14 protein-coding genes and 1 pseudogene are annotated in these 16,403 nt (G+C 31.6%); 8 read left to right on the top strand and 7 right to left on the bottom strand.

Annotated features, from left to right (window positions below):
• The first annotated feature begins 205 nt into the window (after window positions 1-205).
• Both ACZ5N4_RS16285 and ACZ5N4_RS16280 read left to right on the top strand, forming a co-directional pair.
• Window positions 206-358, top strand: a complete 153-nt coding sequence (locus tag ACZ5N4_RS16285; protein WP_464203553.1) for a sigma factor — start codon at window positions 206-208, stop codon at window positions 356-358.
• 260 nt (window positions 359-618) lie between these two features.
• Window positions 619-1,185, top strand: a complete 567-nt coding sequence (locus ACZ5N4_RS16280; RefSeq protein ID WP_464203552.1) for an ion channel — start codon at window positions 619-621, stop codon at window positions 1,183-1,185.
• 53 nt (window positions 1,186-1,238) lie between these two features.
• On the opposite strand, the gene ACZ5N4_RS16275 is transcribed toward ACZ5N4_RS16280, so the two are convergent.
• Genes ACZ5N4_RS16275 through ACZ5N4_RS16265 form a run of 3 tightly spaced genes read right to left on the bottom strand, consistent with a single transcriptional unit; the run spans window position 1,239 to window position 5,845 of the window.
• A complete protein-coding gene (locus tag ACZ5N4_RS16275) occupies window positions 1,239-2,564 on the bottom strand; it encodes an MFS transporter (RefSeq protein WP_464203551.1) in 1,326 nt (441 codons plus the stop codon).
• 10 nt (window positions 2,565-2,574) lie between these two features.
• Window positions 2,575-5,229, bottom strand: a complete 2,655-nt coding sequence (locus ACZ5N4_RS16270; protein WP_464203550.1) for a phosphoenolpyruvate synthase — start codon at window positions 5,227-5,229, stop codon at window positions 2,575-2,577.
• Window positions 5,230-5,251: 22 nt separating this feature from the next.
• A complete protein-coding gene (locus ACZ5N4_RS16265) occupies window positions 5,252-5,845 on the bottom strand; it encodes a TetR/AcrR family transcriptional regulator (RefSeq protein ID WP_464203549.1) in 594 nt (197 codons plus the stop codon).
• 727 nt (window positions 5,846-6,572) lie between these two features.
• Here ACZ5N4_RS16265 and ACZ5N4_RS16260 point away from each other — a divergent pair.
• Window positions 6,573-7,733, top strand: a complete 1,161-nt coding sequence (locus tag ACZ5N4_RS16260) for a MerR family transcriptional regulator (RefSeq protein ID WP_464203548.1) — start codon at window positions 6,573-6,575, stop codon at window positions 7,731-7,733.
• Between the two features lie 78 nt (window positions 7,734-7,811).
• Here the strand turns inward: ACZ5N4_RS16260 and ACZ5N4_RS16255 are convergent, their stop codons facing one another.
• Both ACZ5N4_RS16255 and ACZ5N4_RS16250 read right to left on the bottom strand, forming a co-directional pair.
• A complete protein-coding gene (locus ACZ5N4_RS16255; RefSeq protein ID WP_464203547.1) occupies window positions 7,812-8,582 on the bottom strand; it encodes an epoxyqueuosine reductase in 771 nt (256 codons plus the stop codon).
• Between the two features lie 73 nt (window positions 8,583-8,655).
• Window positions 8,656-9,421 (bottom strand): annotated as a pseudogene (locus tag ACZ5N4_RS16250) (AraC family transcriptional regulator).
• Window positions 9,422-9,778: 357 nt separating this feature from the next.
• On the opposite strand from ACZ5N4_RS16250, the gene ACZ5N4_RS16245 reads away from it, so the two are divergent.
• The 5 genes from ACZ5N4_RS16245 to ACZ5N4_RS16225 all read left to right on the top strand — a co-directional run bounded on the left by ACZ5N4_RS16245 (window position 9,779) and on the right by ACZ5N4_RS16225 (window position 14,700).
• Complete coding sequence (locus ACZ5N4_RS16245) at window positions 9,779-10,216, top strand: MarR family winged helix-turn-helix transcriptional regulator (RefSeq protein ID WP_464203546.1); 438 nt, start codon at window positions 9,779-9,781, stop codon at window positions 10,214-10,216.
• A 103-nt stretch (window positions 10,217-10,319) separates the two neighbouring features.
• Entirely contained in the window at window positions 10,320-11,147 is an 828-nt protein-coding gene (locus tag ACZ5N4_RS16240) for a 4Fe-4S binding protein (RefSeq protein ID WP_464203545.1), read from the top strand.
• Between the two features lie 498 nt (window positions 11,148-11,645).
• Window positions 11,646-12,137, top strand: a complete 492-nt coding sequence (locus ACZ5N4_RS16235) for a DUF6323 family protein (RefSeq protein WP_464203544.1) — start codon at window positions 11,646-11,648, stop codon at window positions 12,135-12,137.
• The gene (locus ACZ5N4_RS16230) at window positions 12,121-13,488 is read left to right on the top strand and encodes a DUF6179 domain-containing protein (protein ID WP_464203543.1); all 1,368 of its coding nucleotides are present in this window, start codon (window positions 12,121-12,123) and stop codon (window positions 13,486-13,488) included. Before ACZ5N4_RS16235 ends, ACZ5N4_RS16230 begins: the two co-directional genes overlap by 17 nt.
• A gap of 162 nt (window positions 13,489-13,650) precedes the next feature.
• Complete coding sequence (locus ACZ5N4_RS16225; protein ID WP_464203541.1) at window positions 13,651-14,700, top strand: tyrosine-protein phosphatase; 1,050 nt, start codon at window positions 13,651-13,653, stop codon at window positions 14,698-14,700.
• A 78-nt stretch (window positions 14,701-14,778) separates the two neighbouring features.
• Here ACZ5N4_RS16225 and ACZ5N4_RS16220 read toward each other — a convergent pair whose 3' ends face one another.
• The gene (locus ACZ5N4_RS16220) at window positions 14,779-15,606 is read right to left on the bottom strand and encodes an EFR1 family ferrodoxin (RefSeq protein WP_464203540.1); all 828 of its coding nucleotides are present in this window, start codon (window positions 15,604-15,606) and stop codon (window positions 14,779-14,781) included.
• Between the two features lie 55 nt (window positions 15,607-15,661).
• Entirely contained in the window at window positions 15,662-16,255 is a 594-nt protein-coding gene (locus tag ACZ5N4_RS16215) for a TetR/AcrR family transcriptional regulator (protein ID WP_464203539.1), read from the bottom strand.
• Between the last annotated feature and the right edge of the window lie 148 nt (window positions 16,256-16,403).

Genomic DNA, 16,403 nt, shown 5'->3' with positions numbered 1-16,403 from the left:
CTTCTTTTTCTGTTTTGCTATTATGTTATAGTTGATGACAGAATAAAGAGTAAAATGAAAATTTTAGATATAAACTAGTTAAACTTCTTTTTAAATTTTGTTTTTAAATATGTTATATAAAATTTATATAATAACTTGTGTAAGATTTTGAGCAATGATGTGACTCATTATATGAAAGGGGGATATCAGTGAAGCAGATTGAAAAATGTATTTTGAATATAAGCAGGACATCTATAACTATTTGTTGAGTATTACTAAAAATCCTATCCTTTCAGAAGATTTACTTTCCGAAACCTTTGTTAAGGCGATTATCTCTATAGGAAATTTTAAATGCAAATCATCTATTAAAACGACATAAAGCTTCATGGATGGTGAATTATAATATTTTGGTATACAAACTTTTAGTAGGAGCAATTTGCCTGCTTTATTTATATCAACTCAAGTCAAAATAAATATTGTAAGCGGAATTTTTATATGCTTGTGTGACTTTGCATTAACAATATTCTTCAAATGTTAGACATTGTATTATACAAGCTTATTATGTTTGTTTATAATATCCTTTAAATACTATGCTGCTAGCAAGAACAAAGTAAGTTCCATGAAGCTTTTGAAAATTTTATGATGAATTTTATAAACATAGCCATATCAGTTTATGGATTGTTTCAAATCCTATATTCCTATGCATCAAAATCCAGCATACAAAAGTATATAACTTTAACGAAAATATCTATAATAGAGCTTGCTCCCATTGTATATATGACGTTCGTATATTTTGTTATAATAATAATGGTTCTTTCAATTTACAGCAATCTTACTATGGGGCCTAAAAGTGACATACATTTTACAATAATAAAAACAATGGCTACAATCATTTCTGTAGTGATGGTTATATTATTTGTTAATGCAACTTTATATTTCCTAGTACATAATTTTCCTATAAACTATCCAAACAGTCCTTTTGCAGGAAACTATCTTAAAGACGCTATTAAATCCAATTATAAACTGCCCAAAGCATTTATAGTTTGCCTTTGGTTTAGTGCAGCCACCTTCTTTACTGTAGGATATGGAGATATGCATCCTGTTGGAAATATAATGTATCTGCTTTTAACAATGGAAATGATAAGCGCATACGTTTTTGGTATGATTATTGTACCGGTTTTACTGCTCAAAATATCTAATAATTAGTCTAAGATTACTTGTTAAAACTTGGAATAATCAATTATAGTATGAAAAATCTATTATACAATTTCATTAATAAGACCTAATATGCACAAGGCCGCCAGTAGTCCAAAGGCTCCTGTAAACTGACCAATGTTTGTGATTACACTAATCTCAGGCAGTATACCTGTAAGGATGGTAACTCCCACTGATGCGCCGAAATATCTTCCCAGCTGTATAAGGCCACTGAGTACTGTTCTGTCCTCGCTGCTCACGGCATTTTGTGAGTTTATAAGGAAGGTTGCCATGATTCCTCCTGTGCAAAGGCCTATTAATGCGCAAAGAACATTGAATATTAGAAGCTTTCCAGCGCTGATGGAATACATCATTATAATGGAGCTTAAAAGCATAATTGACCATAAGGACCTTGTAAAATATCTTGAACTGAATTTGACAGCGACTCTGCTGCTTGTTAAAAGTCCTATAGTAATGCCGATCATGAAAAGAAGGAGTATCCTGCTTTCATCAATCTTAAAGCCCTGAGTCTTAAGAACAACTCCACACATTGGCAGTATAGTAACTAGACCGTACATTATTGCTCCTGCCAAAATAGAGCTTATTATAGAACTTCTTATTACTTTAGTTTTTAAGAATTCAACTTTAATAACAGGGTTTTTGTGTTTTCTTTCATTAAATACAAGTAACACCGCTGCAACAATAGCTGCCAGAAGGAGAGTTATTCCTAAAGCACTTAGTTTCTTCTGACTGCTTACTGTATTTGAGAAGTTTACTATGAGTACGCAGAAGCCTCCAAAAATCATTCCTCCTAAAATGTCTATATCTGAGGGCTTCATGGAGGAGCGAATTTCTTTAATCTTATGTCCTGATACAATCATGAGGATTGATAGTGCTGACAAAGCTACTGTTATAAAGAAAATCCAGTGCCAGCCCAGATGCTTTGTAATAAAGCTTCCCAGGGGAGGACTCAAAAGGTTTGATAAGAGCTGTACAAATCCGAAAACGCCTATCATGTTTCCTCTTTTTTCAGCTGGAAACATATCTGTAATCATGGCCATGGATACAGGGGTTATAATCCCTGCGCCAAAGCCCTGAACTACTCTTGCTGCGACTAAATGAGCCATGGTTGGAGCAAGCCCTCCATAAATACTGCCTACAGAAAATATGCTTATTCCAAGGATATAAAACTTCCGTTTGCCGTAAATATCCGCAAGCTTTGAGAATAATGGAATGGCAGCCAGAGATGCCAGCATATAGTTGGAGAAAACCCAGCTGTACAAACTGCCGCCGCCTATCTCTTTAACTATGAAAGGCAGGGCAGTGGCAAGTATAAGCTGCATCATGCCTATAGAAAACATTCCTAGCAGTATGCCTGCAAATCCTAACACTTAAGCACCTCTATTCTTCAATTATCAGGACAAATCCAGCATTACCGTCAACTCTTATTTTCTGACCTGTCTTGATTTTCTTAGTAGCTTCAGTAATTCCAACTACTGCTGGTATTCCGTATTCTCTAGCAACTACAGTACCGTGAGTGAGTAAACCTCCAACCTCCATAACAAGACCAGCTGCATTTATAAATAATGGTGTCCAGCCTGGGTCTGTAAAAGGTGCTACTAGAATTTCGCCTTTATTTATAGAAGTCTTTGAGGGGTCGGTGATTACTCTTGCGATACCTTCAATAACTCCTGAGGAAACGGGCATGCCAGGTAGGGCACCTTCAGGAAGGTTCTCTCTCTTATAGCCTGCTTTGATTTCTTCACCATCACTAGTTATGAGGCGAGGAGGGGTTAGCTTATTAAAGTGCTCATATTCCTCTTTTCTCAGTTTTATAAGTTCTACAAGGCTATCATTATTTTGTATTGCCTTATAAAGCTCCCAGAAGCCTACATAGAATATATCCTTTTCTTCTAAAAGATGGCCTTTTTCAACCAGTAGCCTTGCTTCTTCTAAGAAGGCTTTCTTATAGGTCAGAATAAGCTTCATTATTAAATATTTAGGATGCTCTCTAATTGGCATATAGTTTCTTAATACCCTTACCATACGTCTTACTACTTTGCCTTTTACTTTTCCGTGCTTTCCTTCTACTTCTTTAATGAGTTCTGCCGAAGCTTTCTTTGCTCTTTCAATAGTTTCCTTATACTCTTTTCTGTGGATGCCTTCCTCTGAGGTATTAACTATAGCCATAATTGCCTTTGCTAGAGGTTCAGGATTCTCTATCCATCTATCCTTTGCCATGTCTATTTCACCAGCAGCTCTCATGTCGTATATATCAATAAAGTTATTAAACGTCTTTTTAAATTCCTCATTATCCTTTAGTTTGTTTATTCTATAAATTAAAGTGATATAATCCTCATTTGTAAATTCTCTTATTAAATCAGGTGATTTTCTAATCATATCAGCCAGGTCCCCAACAAGAAGACCCATTTCTGTGGTTATATTGCCCTCCAGGCCTTTAACTATAATATCAACATATTTGTGTTCTCCAAGCAGCTTTTCTTCCTGTGCTTCAAGAGCTTTAAAGCTTAACATTGCAGGAGCCATTATTGGAATCAACACCTGAAAGTCATCAGAAAAGTCTGCAGACTTATATATAGCTTCAAGTTTTTCTATGCCTTGCTTTGCATTATTAATAGCTTTAGCCGCTTCTTTTGTTCGCTTATCTATATAGCTTTTTACAAATTCCACAGTACCCTCAGGTTTTCTGTAGGTAATATTTTTTACCGCTTTGAAAACTATAGGCTTAAAGAATTTTCTTAAGGCTTTCCCTGAGTTTTTGTTCTTTTTAATTTCTGCTTCAAAGTCAGGCCTGTTTATAAGCTCTTTTAAAGCTTGTGACATCAAGGCATCAGCATTTTTGAGAAATGAAGATACAACCTCTCTAGGTTTTTTATATTGAAGAATATCGCTTAAATCAAGATATATTCTGCCTGCTGCTGACTTTATTACTCTATATTCCTCGGCACTTCTAGCTCCTTTGTCAAAAGGAAAAATCATTCTAAGCATGTCAATTCCAAGTGGTGAAATAGGGGCTATCATAACTTGAAAATGGTTAAAGGAAACATAGGCATGCAGAGCATCATCCTTTGGAATAGGTTGCGGCATAGGAAATAATGAGGTAATAGCACGGCTTTGAACTATATACAGCTTGTCATTTTCCAGACACCACTCAATGTCCTGTGGGCAGCCGTAGTGCTTTTCTATTGCAATGCCTAATTCAGCAAGAGTTTTTATCTGTGAGTCCTGAAGAACCTGGCTTGCTGCTTTCTCAGCTGTTATCTCGACTTTTTTTGTACCGCCGCCTTCAATCGGCGTTATAGCAAGTTTTTTCTCAGCAATTGTTTTATTTTCTATTACTGAACTGCTTTTATTATATTTATATATGTCAGGGGACACTAAACCGGAAACAAGAGCTTCTCCCAAACCATAGCTTGCATCTATGGATATAAGCTTTCTGTGACCTGATATAGGGTCCGCTGTAAACATAATTCCTGATACCTCAGGCAGTACCATCTTTTGAACAACTACGGACATATGGACCTTTTCATGCTCAATTTTATTTTGAATTCTATATAATATAGCTCTATCTGTAAACAGTGATGCCCAGCAGTTTCTTACTGAGTCTAATAGGGCTTTTTCTCCCATGATATTAAGATAGGTGTCCTGCTGACCAGCAAAAGAGGCAAAAGCTAAGTCCTCTGCTGTGGCGCTTGATCTAACTGCATAGTAGTTGTCTACTCCTAGCTTGTTAAATGATTTTATTATTTCCTGTTCCACTTTTTCAGGTATAGCTGATTGCTGTATTTTCTCTCTTATTTGCTCCCCAATTTCATTTATGTTCTCAAGGCTTGCAGCTTTAATTACCTGAGCTATGAATTCTGACAGATTGTTATGGTGTATGAACTCCTTATAGCTTTCTGTTGTCACACAAAATCCAAAAGGTACAGGGAAGCCTGCCAGTGTCATTTCACCTAGGTTTGCACCTTTACCGCCTACAAGAAGCAAGTCCTTTTTATCTGTTTCATCAAAGAATAAAATATACTTTTTTTCCATAATCCTTCCACCCCCATAATATTTATAGCTTTGCACCGTTTAAAAATAGTTCAATTAACTGATTCTTTAATGTATCCATTTCAAATGGCTCTTTTGCTTCTATGTTTGAAATAAAATAGTTAACCGCTAAAAGCATAAAAGTCCTTGCCATTATTATTGAAGGTATATCTGATCTGAGTTCTTTTTTTGCCTGTGCATCTTTTATTATTTCGAGTACTACATTTTCCAGTCCGCTTCGATTTGGATTGGAAAAGGGGTCACTGTTTAAAAGTGTCTGAATCCTATATCTTAAGTAAATAGCTGTTAACTTTACATCACTTCCCATTAAACCTTTTTTAAAGTCCAACAGGTTATTAAGCTTTGTCTTTAAATCTTGACTGTCTGTTAGAGCCTCTTTAATATCCTCCCCGTAATCAGCTGTAATATACTGAAAGTATCCCACCAGTATGGACTCCTTATCTGGAAAGTAATTATACAAAGTGCCCTTTGATACGTCTGATTGTTCTGCGATTTCTTCCATGGAGGTTTCTTGAAAACCCTTACCCTTGAAAAGATCTAAAGCACAATCTATTATGGTGCTCCTAGTTTCCTCCTTTTTGCGCTCCCTTCTGCTCATAACTGTAACACTCCTTAATTCCAATTAAATTTATATTACGTAAAATATTATACGGTGTATAAATTTATACTAAGTCAATTTTTCTAAAAAGTCAATAAGCGCTGATAAAAAAACACCAATTAAATTCATAAATGGATAAGTAAAAATTCGAAGAGAAGTAGGGGGAAACAGCAGTAGATATAAAGAAAAATTTAAAAAGATAGTTAAAGAACTATTGGTTAAAAGCATAATAGAGGTACTATGTTAATAAAATTTCTTCTAACATTTATGTGAAGTTTTTAAACCTCCTATACTACTGTTACGCCGAACCATATCACAAGTAAAGGATAATAAGTAAAAATAAAGAAAATATTATAAAAGATAATTTTCAATATAATGTATTTAAGTAATGGAGGAGAACCAAATCCAGAGGGAGGAGGTTCTCCTTCTTATTTTGTTTCAAGAAGAAAATTAATGATAAATCCTGTGAATATAAAAATTTCTATATAATAATGCTGACTAGGTAGATTTGAAGTGTGATATAAAAAACTACAAACTGATACAATAGCCAAGCAGCATGCAAAGTGCTTTCTACTAAGTTTTATTATAATTCTTTTATAAAGTGTTGACCCTAACACCACGTCATAGTGTAATATAAAAATATAGCTTGAATATATTACAAAAACTCATAGCCGGCTGAGTATTAGATAATATTGATAGCTGTAAAATTAAACTTTGAGGTGTAGCAATGAGAACAGTAAAACAAGTTTCGGATTTGACAGGAATAAGTGTGCGCGCACTACATTATTACGATGAAATAGGATTATTAAAACCAAGTGAAATTACAGAGGCAGGATATAGACTTTATGACGATGAGGCCCTTAAAACTCTGCAGCAAATTTTATTTTTTAAAGAACTTGATATACCTTTAAAAGATGTTAAAGAGATAATGTTGAGTCCGTACTTTGATAAAATGCAAGCACTAAAAAATCAAAAAAAGTTGCTTATGTTAAAACGCAAGAGATTGAATGGTTTAATAGAGCTCATAAATAAAACCTTAAAAGGAGAAAATACAATGAGTTTTAAAGAATTTGATATGAGTGAATATTTTAATGTATTGGAAGAGGTTAAAAAAGAACATGAGGATTATATAATTAAAAGCTGGGGTAGTATAGATAAATATAATGAATTTATTGAAAAATGTAAATCTAATGAAGCTGAAATTGCTAAAAGTGCTATAAAGCAATATGGAAGTATTGAAAAATTTGCTAAAGCTATAAAGAATAATTTTAATAGTGATATATTAACTATAGAAGAAAAATATGATGAGTTTAAAAAAGATTGTTTGGAAGATAAGCATCCTAAATTAAAAGAACTATATAAAAAGCTTGTATCTGACTTAAGTAAAGATCCTTCTTCAAAGGAAATTCAACAAATTGCTGAAGAAATAACTAATACAGCTAAAAAAGATTATGAAATTTTCAAAATGGATAATGGAGATGATCATTGGTACTCTATGGTACAAATTTATTTAGTATTTCCTAAGTGGATAGAAGAAGTTGATAAGAAATATGGAAATGGTGCATCTAAATTTATCGGAGAAGCTTTAAAATTTTATTTGAGAGATAAGCAGCCTAAAATAAATACATTATATGAAAAGCTTACATCTGACTTAAGTAAAGAGCCTTCTTCAGAGGAAATTCAAGAGATTGTTGAAGAAATAGCAAATGAGACTCAAAAACAGAATAAAGCCTTAAAAATAGATGCGGGAGAAAATTATTTGGGGTTTATGGCAGAACTTTATTTATTAAATTCTAAAGTGATAAAAGGAACTGATAAGGAATATGGTAGTGGTGCATCTAAATTTATCGGGGAAGCTTTAAAATTTTATTCTGAAAATAGTAAGTAGTGAATTAAAAACAATGGGACTTACTATGATGAAGTAAGTCCTTGACTCATCTTTTAAGAATATTGTATAGTAATAGAACTATTTATTTAGTTTCACTGGATTAGTTGTAGAACAAGGGACGTTAACTAAGCATTTGCCACATACATCTGATAAACCAATATCTGAATGAAGTTTATCGGTATACAAACACATTTCATAACATTTATGTCTGTCAAAGTAATCAATTTTTAAAGCATCATTTACACATCTATCTACACATTTTTTGCATACATTCATATGCTTATATAAACAATTCTCGCTATTTTTTCTTTTAGTAGGTTCTATCTTTAGATCAGTTACAAAAGTACCAACCCTTCCACAACATCCTTTATCAGTAATTAACATATTGTTTAGTCCAAATTTTCCTAACCCAGCAATAAAAGCAACATGTCTATGGGACCAGTCACTAATTAGTTTTTTAGTATCAAAATTATGTGTTGCTGGTATAATATTTGATTTACACCCTAAATTTTGTAATTCATTTTTAATAAAAGTATTTAAATCTAATATTAGCTGATTAGTTTCTATATATGCTTTTGCCCAAACTTTCGAACTTTCTTTTCCTTCCATATTACTTTTAACTATAGCTTCATCAAAAGGTATGAAATATGCTACTACTGTTTTAGCTTCTGGCAAAAAATCCTTAGGCATTGCATGTGAAGGACTTACTATGTCCTTAAGCTTATAAAACATTTCATCCATTGCATCTGCATAAGCTACCAAAGGTTCCTTCCACTTTGTTTGAACATCCACCCTTTCTGAATATTGTTCTACAAATTGTTTTATAATTGTTTCTATTTTATTAGTCATTATTATCCCCCCTAAGTTATAAAAAAATAAAGCACTATTTATGATAGTCCTTTAAACTGTTATTTATCTACTATTATAGCTTTTTTTCTTTATAAATCTTAGCTAAAATCCAGTTAGTTTTTAGCCTATTATTTGGTTTTTCTTTTAAACTCTGCAGGCGTCATTTTTTCTAAATTTTTAAATACTCTAGTAAAAGAAGAATTGTGTTCATAACCTATCATCTGAGCAATTTGTAAAATAGTTAGATCTGTATTTAAAAATAATTCTTTTGCTTTTTCTATTCTTAATTTTTGTATATATTCAACAGGGGAGACCTTCATTTTATTTTTAAACCATTCACTATAATAACTGACGTTGTAATGCTCAATAGCTGCTAATTTTTTTAAATCTATATCCTCTGTAAAATGTTCATTAATATATTTTATAGAATCAGGTAGATTACCACCATCTGCAATAAAATCATAACAGTAGAGAAATAAGTTAATAATAGAACTTGAACATTTATTGTTATCAGCTTCATTTAACAATAAATATCTTATAGCTTTCCACTTATCATCGAATAAAAGTTCTCTCCCACCTATCATATTTTCCATATCATATCTATTAAGCATATTACTAGCTATATCTAAAACCAAAAATTCATTATTCTTATCAGCTCTAAAGGTGTGTTCACAATCCGGAGGAAGAAAGAACAAGTGATCATCTTCAAGTGCTAGTTTTTTATAATCAGTTTTTATATTAAGCATTCCATGCAAGGGGAGAATCAATTGAGCATATGAATGAGCATGAGTGTTGAATTCACAATTATATATTCTACGTTCACATTTTATACTGTTCAAAAGTGATCACCTCATCTTTTCATAAATTGTAGCTGTAAATTAACATAATAAACTTATTATAACATAAATTTAGTATTCTCAATTAAAAAGTCTAAGTTATATACGTTACGCTGAAGCATATCATATACGAAATATGTGCACTATACATTGACCATATTGTAAAAACAGTATGGTTTTTTATATTTCTTCAGAAATTCTTCAGATTTGCTTTAGATTTCCATCAGAAACCTATTTTAAAATTAAAGATGGTAAGGGTTTTTGAAAATATCATAAAGTATATAAGAATATATTGACAAAAAAGAATTTAAGAAGTATATTTAATAGTGTAAATACACGAAAGTAAAAAAGGTGATAATTATGGATAGAAACATTTATGATAAGAAACCATCCCCTTGTAATTGTCTTAATATCAGAAGAGCTTCACAAGCAGTTACCGAAGTTTATGATGAATTTCTTGCACCAAGTAACTTAAAGATAGGTCAGTTTGCATTACTTAGACATATAAAGCAATTAGAACCAGTAAGTGTCAGTGACTTAGCTTTAATCATAAGATTAGATAGAACTACTCTTGTGAGAAATCTTAAACCTTTAGAAAAAAGTGGATTTGTAGAAGATATATCAGCAGAAGGTGCTAGAAATAGACAACTTAAATTAACGGATAAGGGAATTGAAACCTATAAATATGCAGAAGAGCTTTGGGAAAAGGCACAAAGTTTTTTAGAAGAATATCTAGGCAAAGACAATATAGATATTTTTACAACATTTCTTTCCAAAATTGAGGCTTTAGTGCCTTAATTTTTTACTAGTTAACGTGTATATACACTTTAATTGGTATTTGCTAGGTGAGTCAGGGGACTTATTAAATGTTTAGAACTAAATTATTTATGGAGGTTTTTAAATGGAGAATTTAATAAAAAATGAAATTAAAAAATATTTTAAGGAAAGTAAAGAGAATTGGTTTGAAGAAATTAAAGATACTTATTATGAGGAGCCTATTATAAAATTTGCAGATACAGAAGATCCTTTATTTGAAGAGTATAAAAAAATAATTGGTGAGCATCACTTCACTCCAAAAGAAGCATTTGAATTAGCTTTTGGAGAAGGTACCTATAAGGGTGGAACAGTTATAAGCGTTGTGCTGCCTATAAATGAAAAAACTAGAAAAAGTAATAGAGCACAAAAAAAATTAGCATCAAAAGAATGGGCATTAACTCGTGCTTCTGGAGATTTTGCTAAATATTTAGAAAGTTATTTAAATAAAATGGGATATAGAACTACTGCTCCTCATCTTTCTGAATGGTTTAAAATTCATGGAGATGGTTCAGACTTAACATCAAATTGGTCAGAACGTCATATAGCTTATGCAGCTGGGTTAGGGACTTTTTCTATAAATGATGCTTTTATTACTGAGAAGGGAATAGCAGTAAAGCTAATTTCAGTTGTAACTGAATTAAAGCTTACACCAGATGTTAGAGTTGCTAAAAATCATACGGAAAATTGTTTGTTATGTAGCAAAGGTATCTGTGGAGCTTGCATTAAGCGATGTCCTGTCAATGCTATATCTAAAGAAGGTCATGATAAGATAAAATGTTATAAATATGCTTATGGTGATGCATTAAGTAAATTAGCTGAATCTTATGGCGAAAGTGAAAAGCCAGGCTCTGGATGTGGTTTATGTCAAACTGGAGTACCTTGTGAAGGTAAAAATCCAATTAGAATTTGTTAACATTTGGAAAAATGCAGAAGAAAACAGAAAAAAGAAATTCAGAGCAAAGGTAAAGGCGAAGCTTTGATTTAGACAAATTCAAAATGTATATGAAGTATAATTCATTACCTAAGCCTAAGATTTATGTAAACATATATAGATAGCGATTTCTATAAAATAATATGAAGAGCCGTATGTCTTAATTAGGCACGTACGGAATCTGTGAGGGGGAAAGTTCGAGAGGGCTTTCCCTACTCGACTACCACAAGTAAATGAGGTTTTTGTGCAGATGTTTGGTATGGATACCCTACACTAATAAAACCCTCGACAGCGATGTCGAGGGTTTTTTCTTTAACTTTTCAGCTCAATTTAATCTTATCCAAGCATAAAAATATCATTGACTTAAGATCAAGACAATGATAAAATTGTATAACGTTGTAAATATAATATATCAATTTTATCATATCATATCCGAATTGAAAAGTCAATAGGAAATTTAAAAAATTAGGGGGTTAATTTGTGAAAAATTATATTATGTCTATTCCAAATTCTATAATAACTAAGCAAGCATTTATAGAAATTCAGCAAATTAACGAAAAGACTTTAGAATATGGATTAAAACTTTTAGAGAAAGATATAAAAGCACTTATGGAAACGAGAGATGAAGCTTTAGTCAGTAATGGCAGAGTGGAATTTGGCGGAGGTATAATAACGAAAATTATTTCCAGCTTTTGCGATTCGCCTTATATTTTACAAAATAATTATGTTGAAACTATAGATGACCTTATAGAAACTTTTTATTATTATAAAAGTGAAACGATGGAAGAGATAAGTGATGACGAGTTAATTGAGTTGATGAAGGAGTATTTTGATAATAGATGTCATGGGGATTTAGAGCTTCTTAGATATAAATACTTGGATAAAATAGCTCATAATATAAAGTATGGAGTGGTTGATTATTTAAATGTGGATGGAGACGTGGAGAGTGATGATGATGGAGATAAAGAATAATTTTATTATAAATAAAAAAGATGCTTTTGAAAATTCATTAAGTAAGAAACATTATTTTCAAACTCTGTTGCAGGTGCTTCATTCAAATAATTTATTAAACATAAGAGATATTGAGAGTATTCAACTTCAAGTGTTAGATATCTTAACAGAAACGGTGGGTTATTATACAAGGAATGAAAGTTCTTCGGTTAGGGTAGAAATTGCAGAGCAGATTATGTTGTCTATTTGCTATACACTGGGATTATTTTTAAAGAACCAATCAACAGTAGAGGAAAGTATAACTTTAATTAAAAAGAAAGAAGTAAAGTATTTATTTGCTCAGGGTGAAAAGATATTAAAGGCTAAGGTAGATGAATGTCAAAGATTATTTCAGATTGTAAAGGAAACTAGATTACAAACAGAAAACTATGCCTATATAGATACCATTGATTATGGAATTTCATTATTTTTTAAAGAGTATGATGTTAGGTTTGCAAGGCATGAAACTCCAGGTTCTATAGATTATCCACTATCTATTGATGAAAGTGATTTAGTAGGAATTGAATATATAGAGGATTATTTAAATAAAATAATTCTTGAAAATAAGTTCTGTTCATACTTTGATGGCTCAGAAATTGAAGCTTTATTAAAAGGCTTTAACAAAGACTCTAAGCACATGTTAATTAATATTTTTCAGTTAGTTCTTGTCAACTACTTAGGATGTATTCTAATTGGAAAAGAGGACAGGTCCTTAGAGATAACTAAAGGGGATAGAACATATCTTAAAAGTATCATGAAAAACTTATCTCAAGTGGAGTTTAGGAGATTGATTTTCGGGGCGGCAGAAAAACTTTGTCAGGAGCTTTTTATTGAGGATAAAAACTTTATTGAATATATAAACAGGACTGTTTGGAAGATAGCACCTGAAATAAAAAGATATATTGAAACTAACACTTTGGAAAATGTATTCATCACTTTAAGCAAGTCAGAAGAAAATATGCTTAAATATGAGGATGGAAAAAGCTTAGATGATAGTAGATTTAGAAAAATAACTGAAGAGATTAGGGATTGTAGTAGAGTAGAAGATAAAATAAAGATTATTAGAGAAGAATTTCACAGCTTAAAGGATCTGGTGGATGTATTTAGTTCTGATTGTATATTTAACGATGAATTTATTGATATTTTTAAAGCTCTAGATGATTTTGAAGTAGCCTTATTAATTAAGAGTATTTCCAATGATAAAGTTCTAGACACTGATTATGGTACTGAAAGTGAGAAAGAGTGGCATGAAAAGTTTAACAAATATTTGGAAAGCTTGGATGATACGAAAAAAGAAGAAATAATTAGAATATCTAAGGGGATTAGTATGTAAATAAAGAATTAGTGGAAATGTCTAGTTATGTCAAAGAAAATTCTACCATAAATTAAAACAATATGATTTAATAGTAATAGTAAGTATTAAAATAACATTTATAATTTTTACTTCATTCTATAAATTGGATAAAATGTAATTTGTGTTAAGGAGAGAATGAGTATGGATTTTTTAAAGGTAGAAAAAGAGAAAAAATATTTTAAAAATGTAAAGATTACAAGGATTAATGATAACAAAGTAAATATTAGTTGGAAGTCAGAAAAAGAGCTTAACCAGGTTAAAATTTATTGGAATAAAACTCCTGAGATAAATGGAATTGAAGAATATATTGCAACTGTAGAAGGAAAAGAGGCAGTTATTTTTGATGATCCAGATACTAATAGAAGAAATTATTTTATTTTAAAAGCTGAGGGATATGTTCCAGAAATAGTTGCGGAAGTATTAATACCATTTAAGGGTACTAATAACTTTCGTGATATAGGAGGATATAAAACAAAAGATGGTAGAAGGGTTAAATGGAATATTTTTTATCGTTCTGATGAATTAGCTGGTTTAACGGAAGAAGATATAGAATATCTAAAAAATTTAGGTATAAAAACAATTTTGGATTATCGTTCAAAGGGGGAAGTTAATGCAAAACCAGATCCATTAATTGAAGGCATTGAAAATCTAAATATTTCTGGAATGAAATCTTTAGATAATAGTGATGTTAATTTTGATCTGTTTTCATTAATAAAGGAAAGTAAAAGCTTAAAAACATTAGGAAAACCAGAGGAGCTTCTTAAAAAGAGTTATCTAGAGATGGTATTTGAAAATAAAGCCTTTAAAAAGCTTATGGAGTATATTGAACATCCAGATAAAATGCCTATAATTCAGCATTGTACAGCTGGTAAAGATAGGACAGGTATAGGTTCTGCATTAATATTACTAGCATTAGGAGTACCAGAGGAAACTGTTATAGAAGATTATTTATTAACTAATATATATCGCTCAAATATGAATGAAGCATTAATTAAATCCCTTAGCAATTTGTTAATGGATGAAGACAGCAAAGAAATTTTCAAAGCTTTAATGGAGGTAAGAAAAGAATATATAGAAAGTGCTTTAAATACAATTAAAGAAAGATACGGCTCTATTGATGAATATTTAGAAAAAGAATATGGCTTTAATAAAGAAAAGAGAGCTAGATTACAGCAAAATTATTTGTGGTAGCTGAAGGTGTGTTATTCAAGTTTTACCAAAATATATATAAATAGTAGCATCCAATTGTAAATGGAGCTACTATTTTTTTTAGATTTTTTCTATAATGTCAAAATATTTTCCAGGACCTTTATAGCGTGGATACTTCACTTCATTTTTTGTACCTTCGCCAATGAGAATTGCAGATTTAGGGCACTGACTATAACAACGCAAACATAAGATGCAATTATCTTCAAATTTGTAAGTGCAGCTACACTTTTTAATGTTATGCGTCGGACATATACGCTCGCATTTACCACAGTTGATACATCGTGTTGTGTCAATCTTAAATTCTTTACTTACCGTATCAATTACCTTATCAATATGACTTCGCTGTAAATTACCAAGAAGATGGTCTAGAATATTTTTACCAATAATGTGCTTTTTGTCATTAGTAATTGCAAGTGCTAATTTTTCCACCTTCGGTAAAGATTTTTGGTGTAATTTATCAACACGGTAATCATTTTTAGGTCGATAAAATCTGAATTTTGGTATATGAAAGTTATTCATCATTCTAAAATGCATTGTTTGTTTAAGATTATAACCTTTTTCAATAAACATTTGCCCTATGTGATAAGTAGTATCACCAGAGGCTAATGCTTGAGTGGCAAATATGCTAACAGATTGGCCATTAATTGTACTTGGAAACTGATGAATAAAATTAAGCATATTCTTCGGAGCTGTTGAGCCATATACTGGGAAACCCAATATAATATGATTCGCATCTTTAACGTGTTCTAGTACATTTTCCGTGGTGAGTGTTTCAATAGAATAACATTTGACTTGATGTTTTTGTGCTGTCAATTGTTGTTGAAGTTCATTTACTATCCACCAGGTATTACCTGTGCCACTAAAATAATAAATAATAATGCTTTTCATTTCGGAACCTCCTAGCATTCCTTATTTTACATAAGGGTTATTAATCTTTATGCTGCTAAACTAAAGCGTATTGATTAACAATTGTATCGACGAACAATTCCCAAGCCATTTGTGCTTGTATTTGGTTGCCGTTTATTAAATAGTGTATGCCGATACCATCTAAGCTCATATAGATCAGATGCGTCAACGTTTTTAACGTATCATCATCAATACGTTTATCGCAAAGACTGCGAAGTTTACTATAAAGCGATGAACCAAAATGGTCGGAGCAGCTGCTTACGATTTGTTTTAAATGCGCATCGTGCATACTAGCTTGAAAAAGGCTTACAAAGGCTTTATAGATGATTATGTGCTCTTCATTGCTTGAAAAGCTAGTTGTACCAAGTGCTTTGAGATATGAGTGTACATTATCATAATGTTCCTCTTGTATAGGATTAATGATTTTATCATATAATTTTTCAAGAACCAGTGCTGGGATGTCGTCCATTTTTTTAAAGTAATGAAATACCGTACTTTTGCTAAGATTAACGGCATTTGCTAATTTTGACGCACTCAACCCCTTAAGACCAGATTCACTAATAATCTGCATAGCAGCATATAAGATGCGGTCAGCAGTAGATACATTTGTCTGTACTTCGTTATTTATCATGGTATCACCTCTTTCATCATAATCTTAACACAAACCGATCGATCGGTCAATAAAAGTCAGATAAGAATCGATTTGAACATAATTCTTATTTTTTATAATGTGGCAAAAGGCTTACATCAATAATCGTAAGTTTATATTTATAAAATAG

This window comes from Clostridium nitrophenolicum, from assembly GCF_055391695.1.
Note: the sequence above shows the minus strand (reverse complement) of the source record. Positions and strands in the feature narration are given on the sequence as shown.

Bases quoted from the DNA above. Each gene is read 5' to 3' on its own strand.
- ACZ5N4_RS16270 (WP_464203550.1), bottom strand. From the start codon at position 5,229: ATGGAAAAAAAGTATATTTTATTCTTTGATGAAACAGATAAAAAGGAC.
- ACZ5N4_RS16255 (WP_464203547.1), bottom strand. From the start codon at position 8,582: ATGACTAATAAAATAGAAACAATTATAAAACAATTTGTAGAACAATAT.
- ACZ5N4_RS16265 (WP_464203549.1), bottom strand. From the start codon at position 5,845: ATGAGCAGAAGGGAGCGCAAAAAGGAGGAAACTAGGAGCACCATAATA.
- ACZ5N4_RS16215 (WP_464203539.1), bottom strand. From the start codon at position 16,255: ATGATAAATAACGAAGTACAGACAAATGTATCTACTGCTGACCGCATC.
- ACZ5N4_RS16230 (WP_464203543.1), top strand. From the start codon at position 12,121: ATGGAGATAAAGAATAATTTTATTATAAATAAAAAAGATGCTTTTGAA.
- ACZ5N4_RS16220 (WP_464203540.1), bottom strand. From the start codon at position 15,606: ATGAAAAGCATTATTATTTATTATTTTAGTGGCACAGGTAATACCTGG.
- ACZ5N4_RS16260 (WP_464203548.1), top strand. From the start codon at position 6,573: ATGAGAACAGTAAAACAAGTTTCGGATTTGACAGGAATAAGTGTGCGC.
- ACZ5N4_RS16225 (WP_464203541.1), top strand. From the start codon at position 13,651: ATGGATTTTTTAAAGGTAGAAAAAGAGAAAAAATATTTTAAAAATGTA.
- ACZ5N4_RS16245 (WP_464203546.1), top strand. From the start codon at position 9,779: ATGGATAGAAACATTTATGATAAGAAACCATCCCCTTGTAATTGTCTT.
- ACZ5N4_RS16285 (WP_464203553.1), top strand. From the start codon at position 206: ATGTATTTTGAATATAAGCAGGACATCTATAACTATTTGTTGAGTATT.
- ACZ5N4_RS16240 (WP_464203545.1), top strand. From the start codon at position 10,320: ATGGAGAATTTAATAAAAAATGAAATTAAAAAATATTTTAAGGAAAGT.
- ACZ5N4_RS16280 (WP_464203552.1), top strand. From the start codon at position 619: ATGATGAATTTTATAAACATAGCCATATCAGTTTATGGATTGTTTCAA.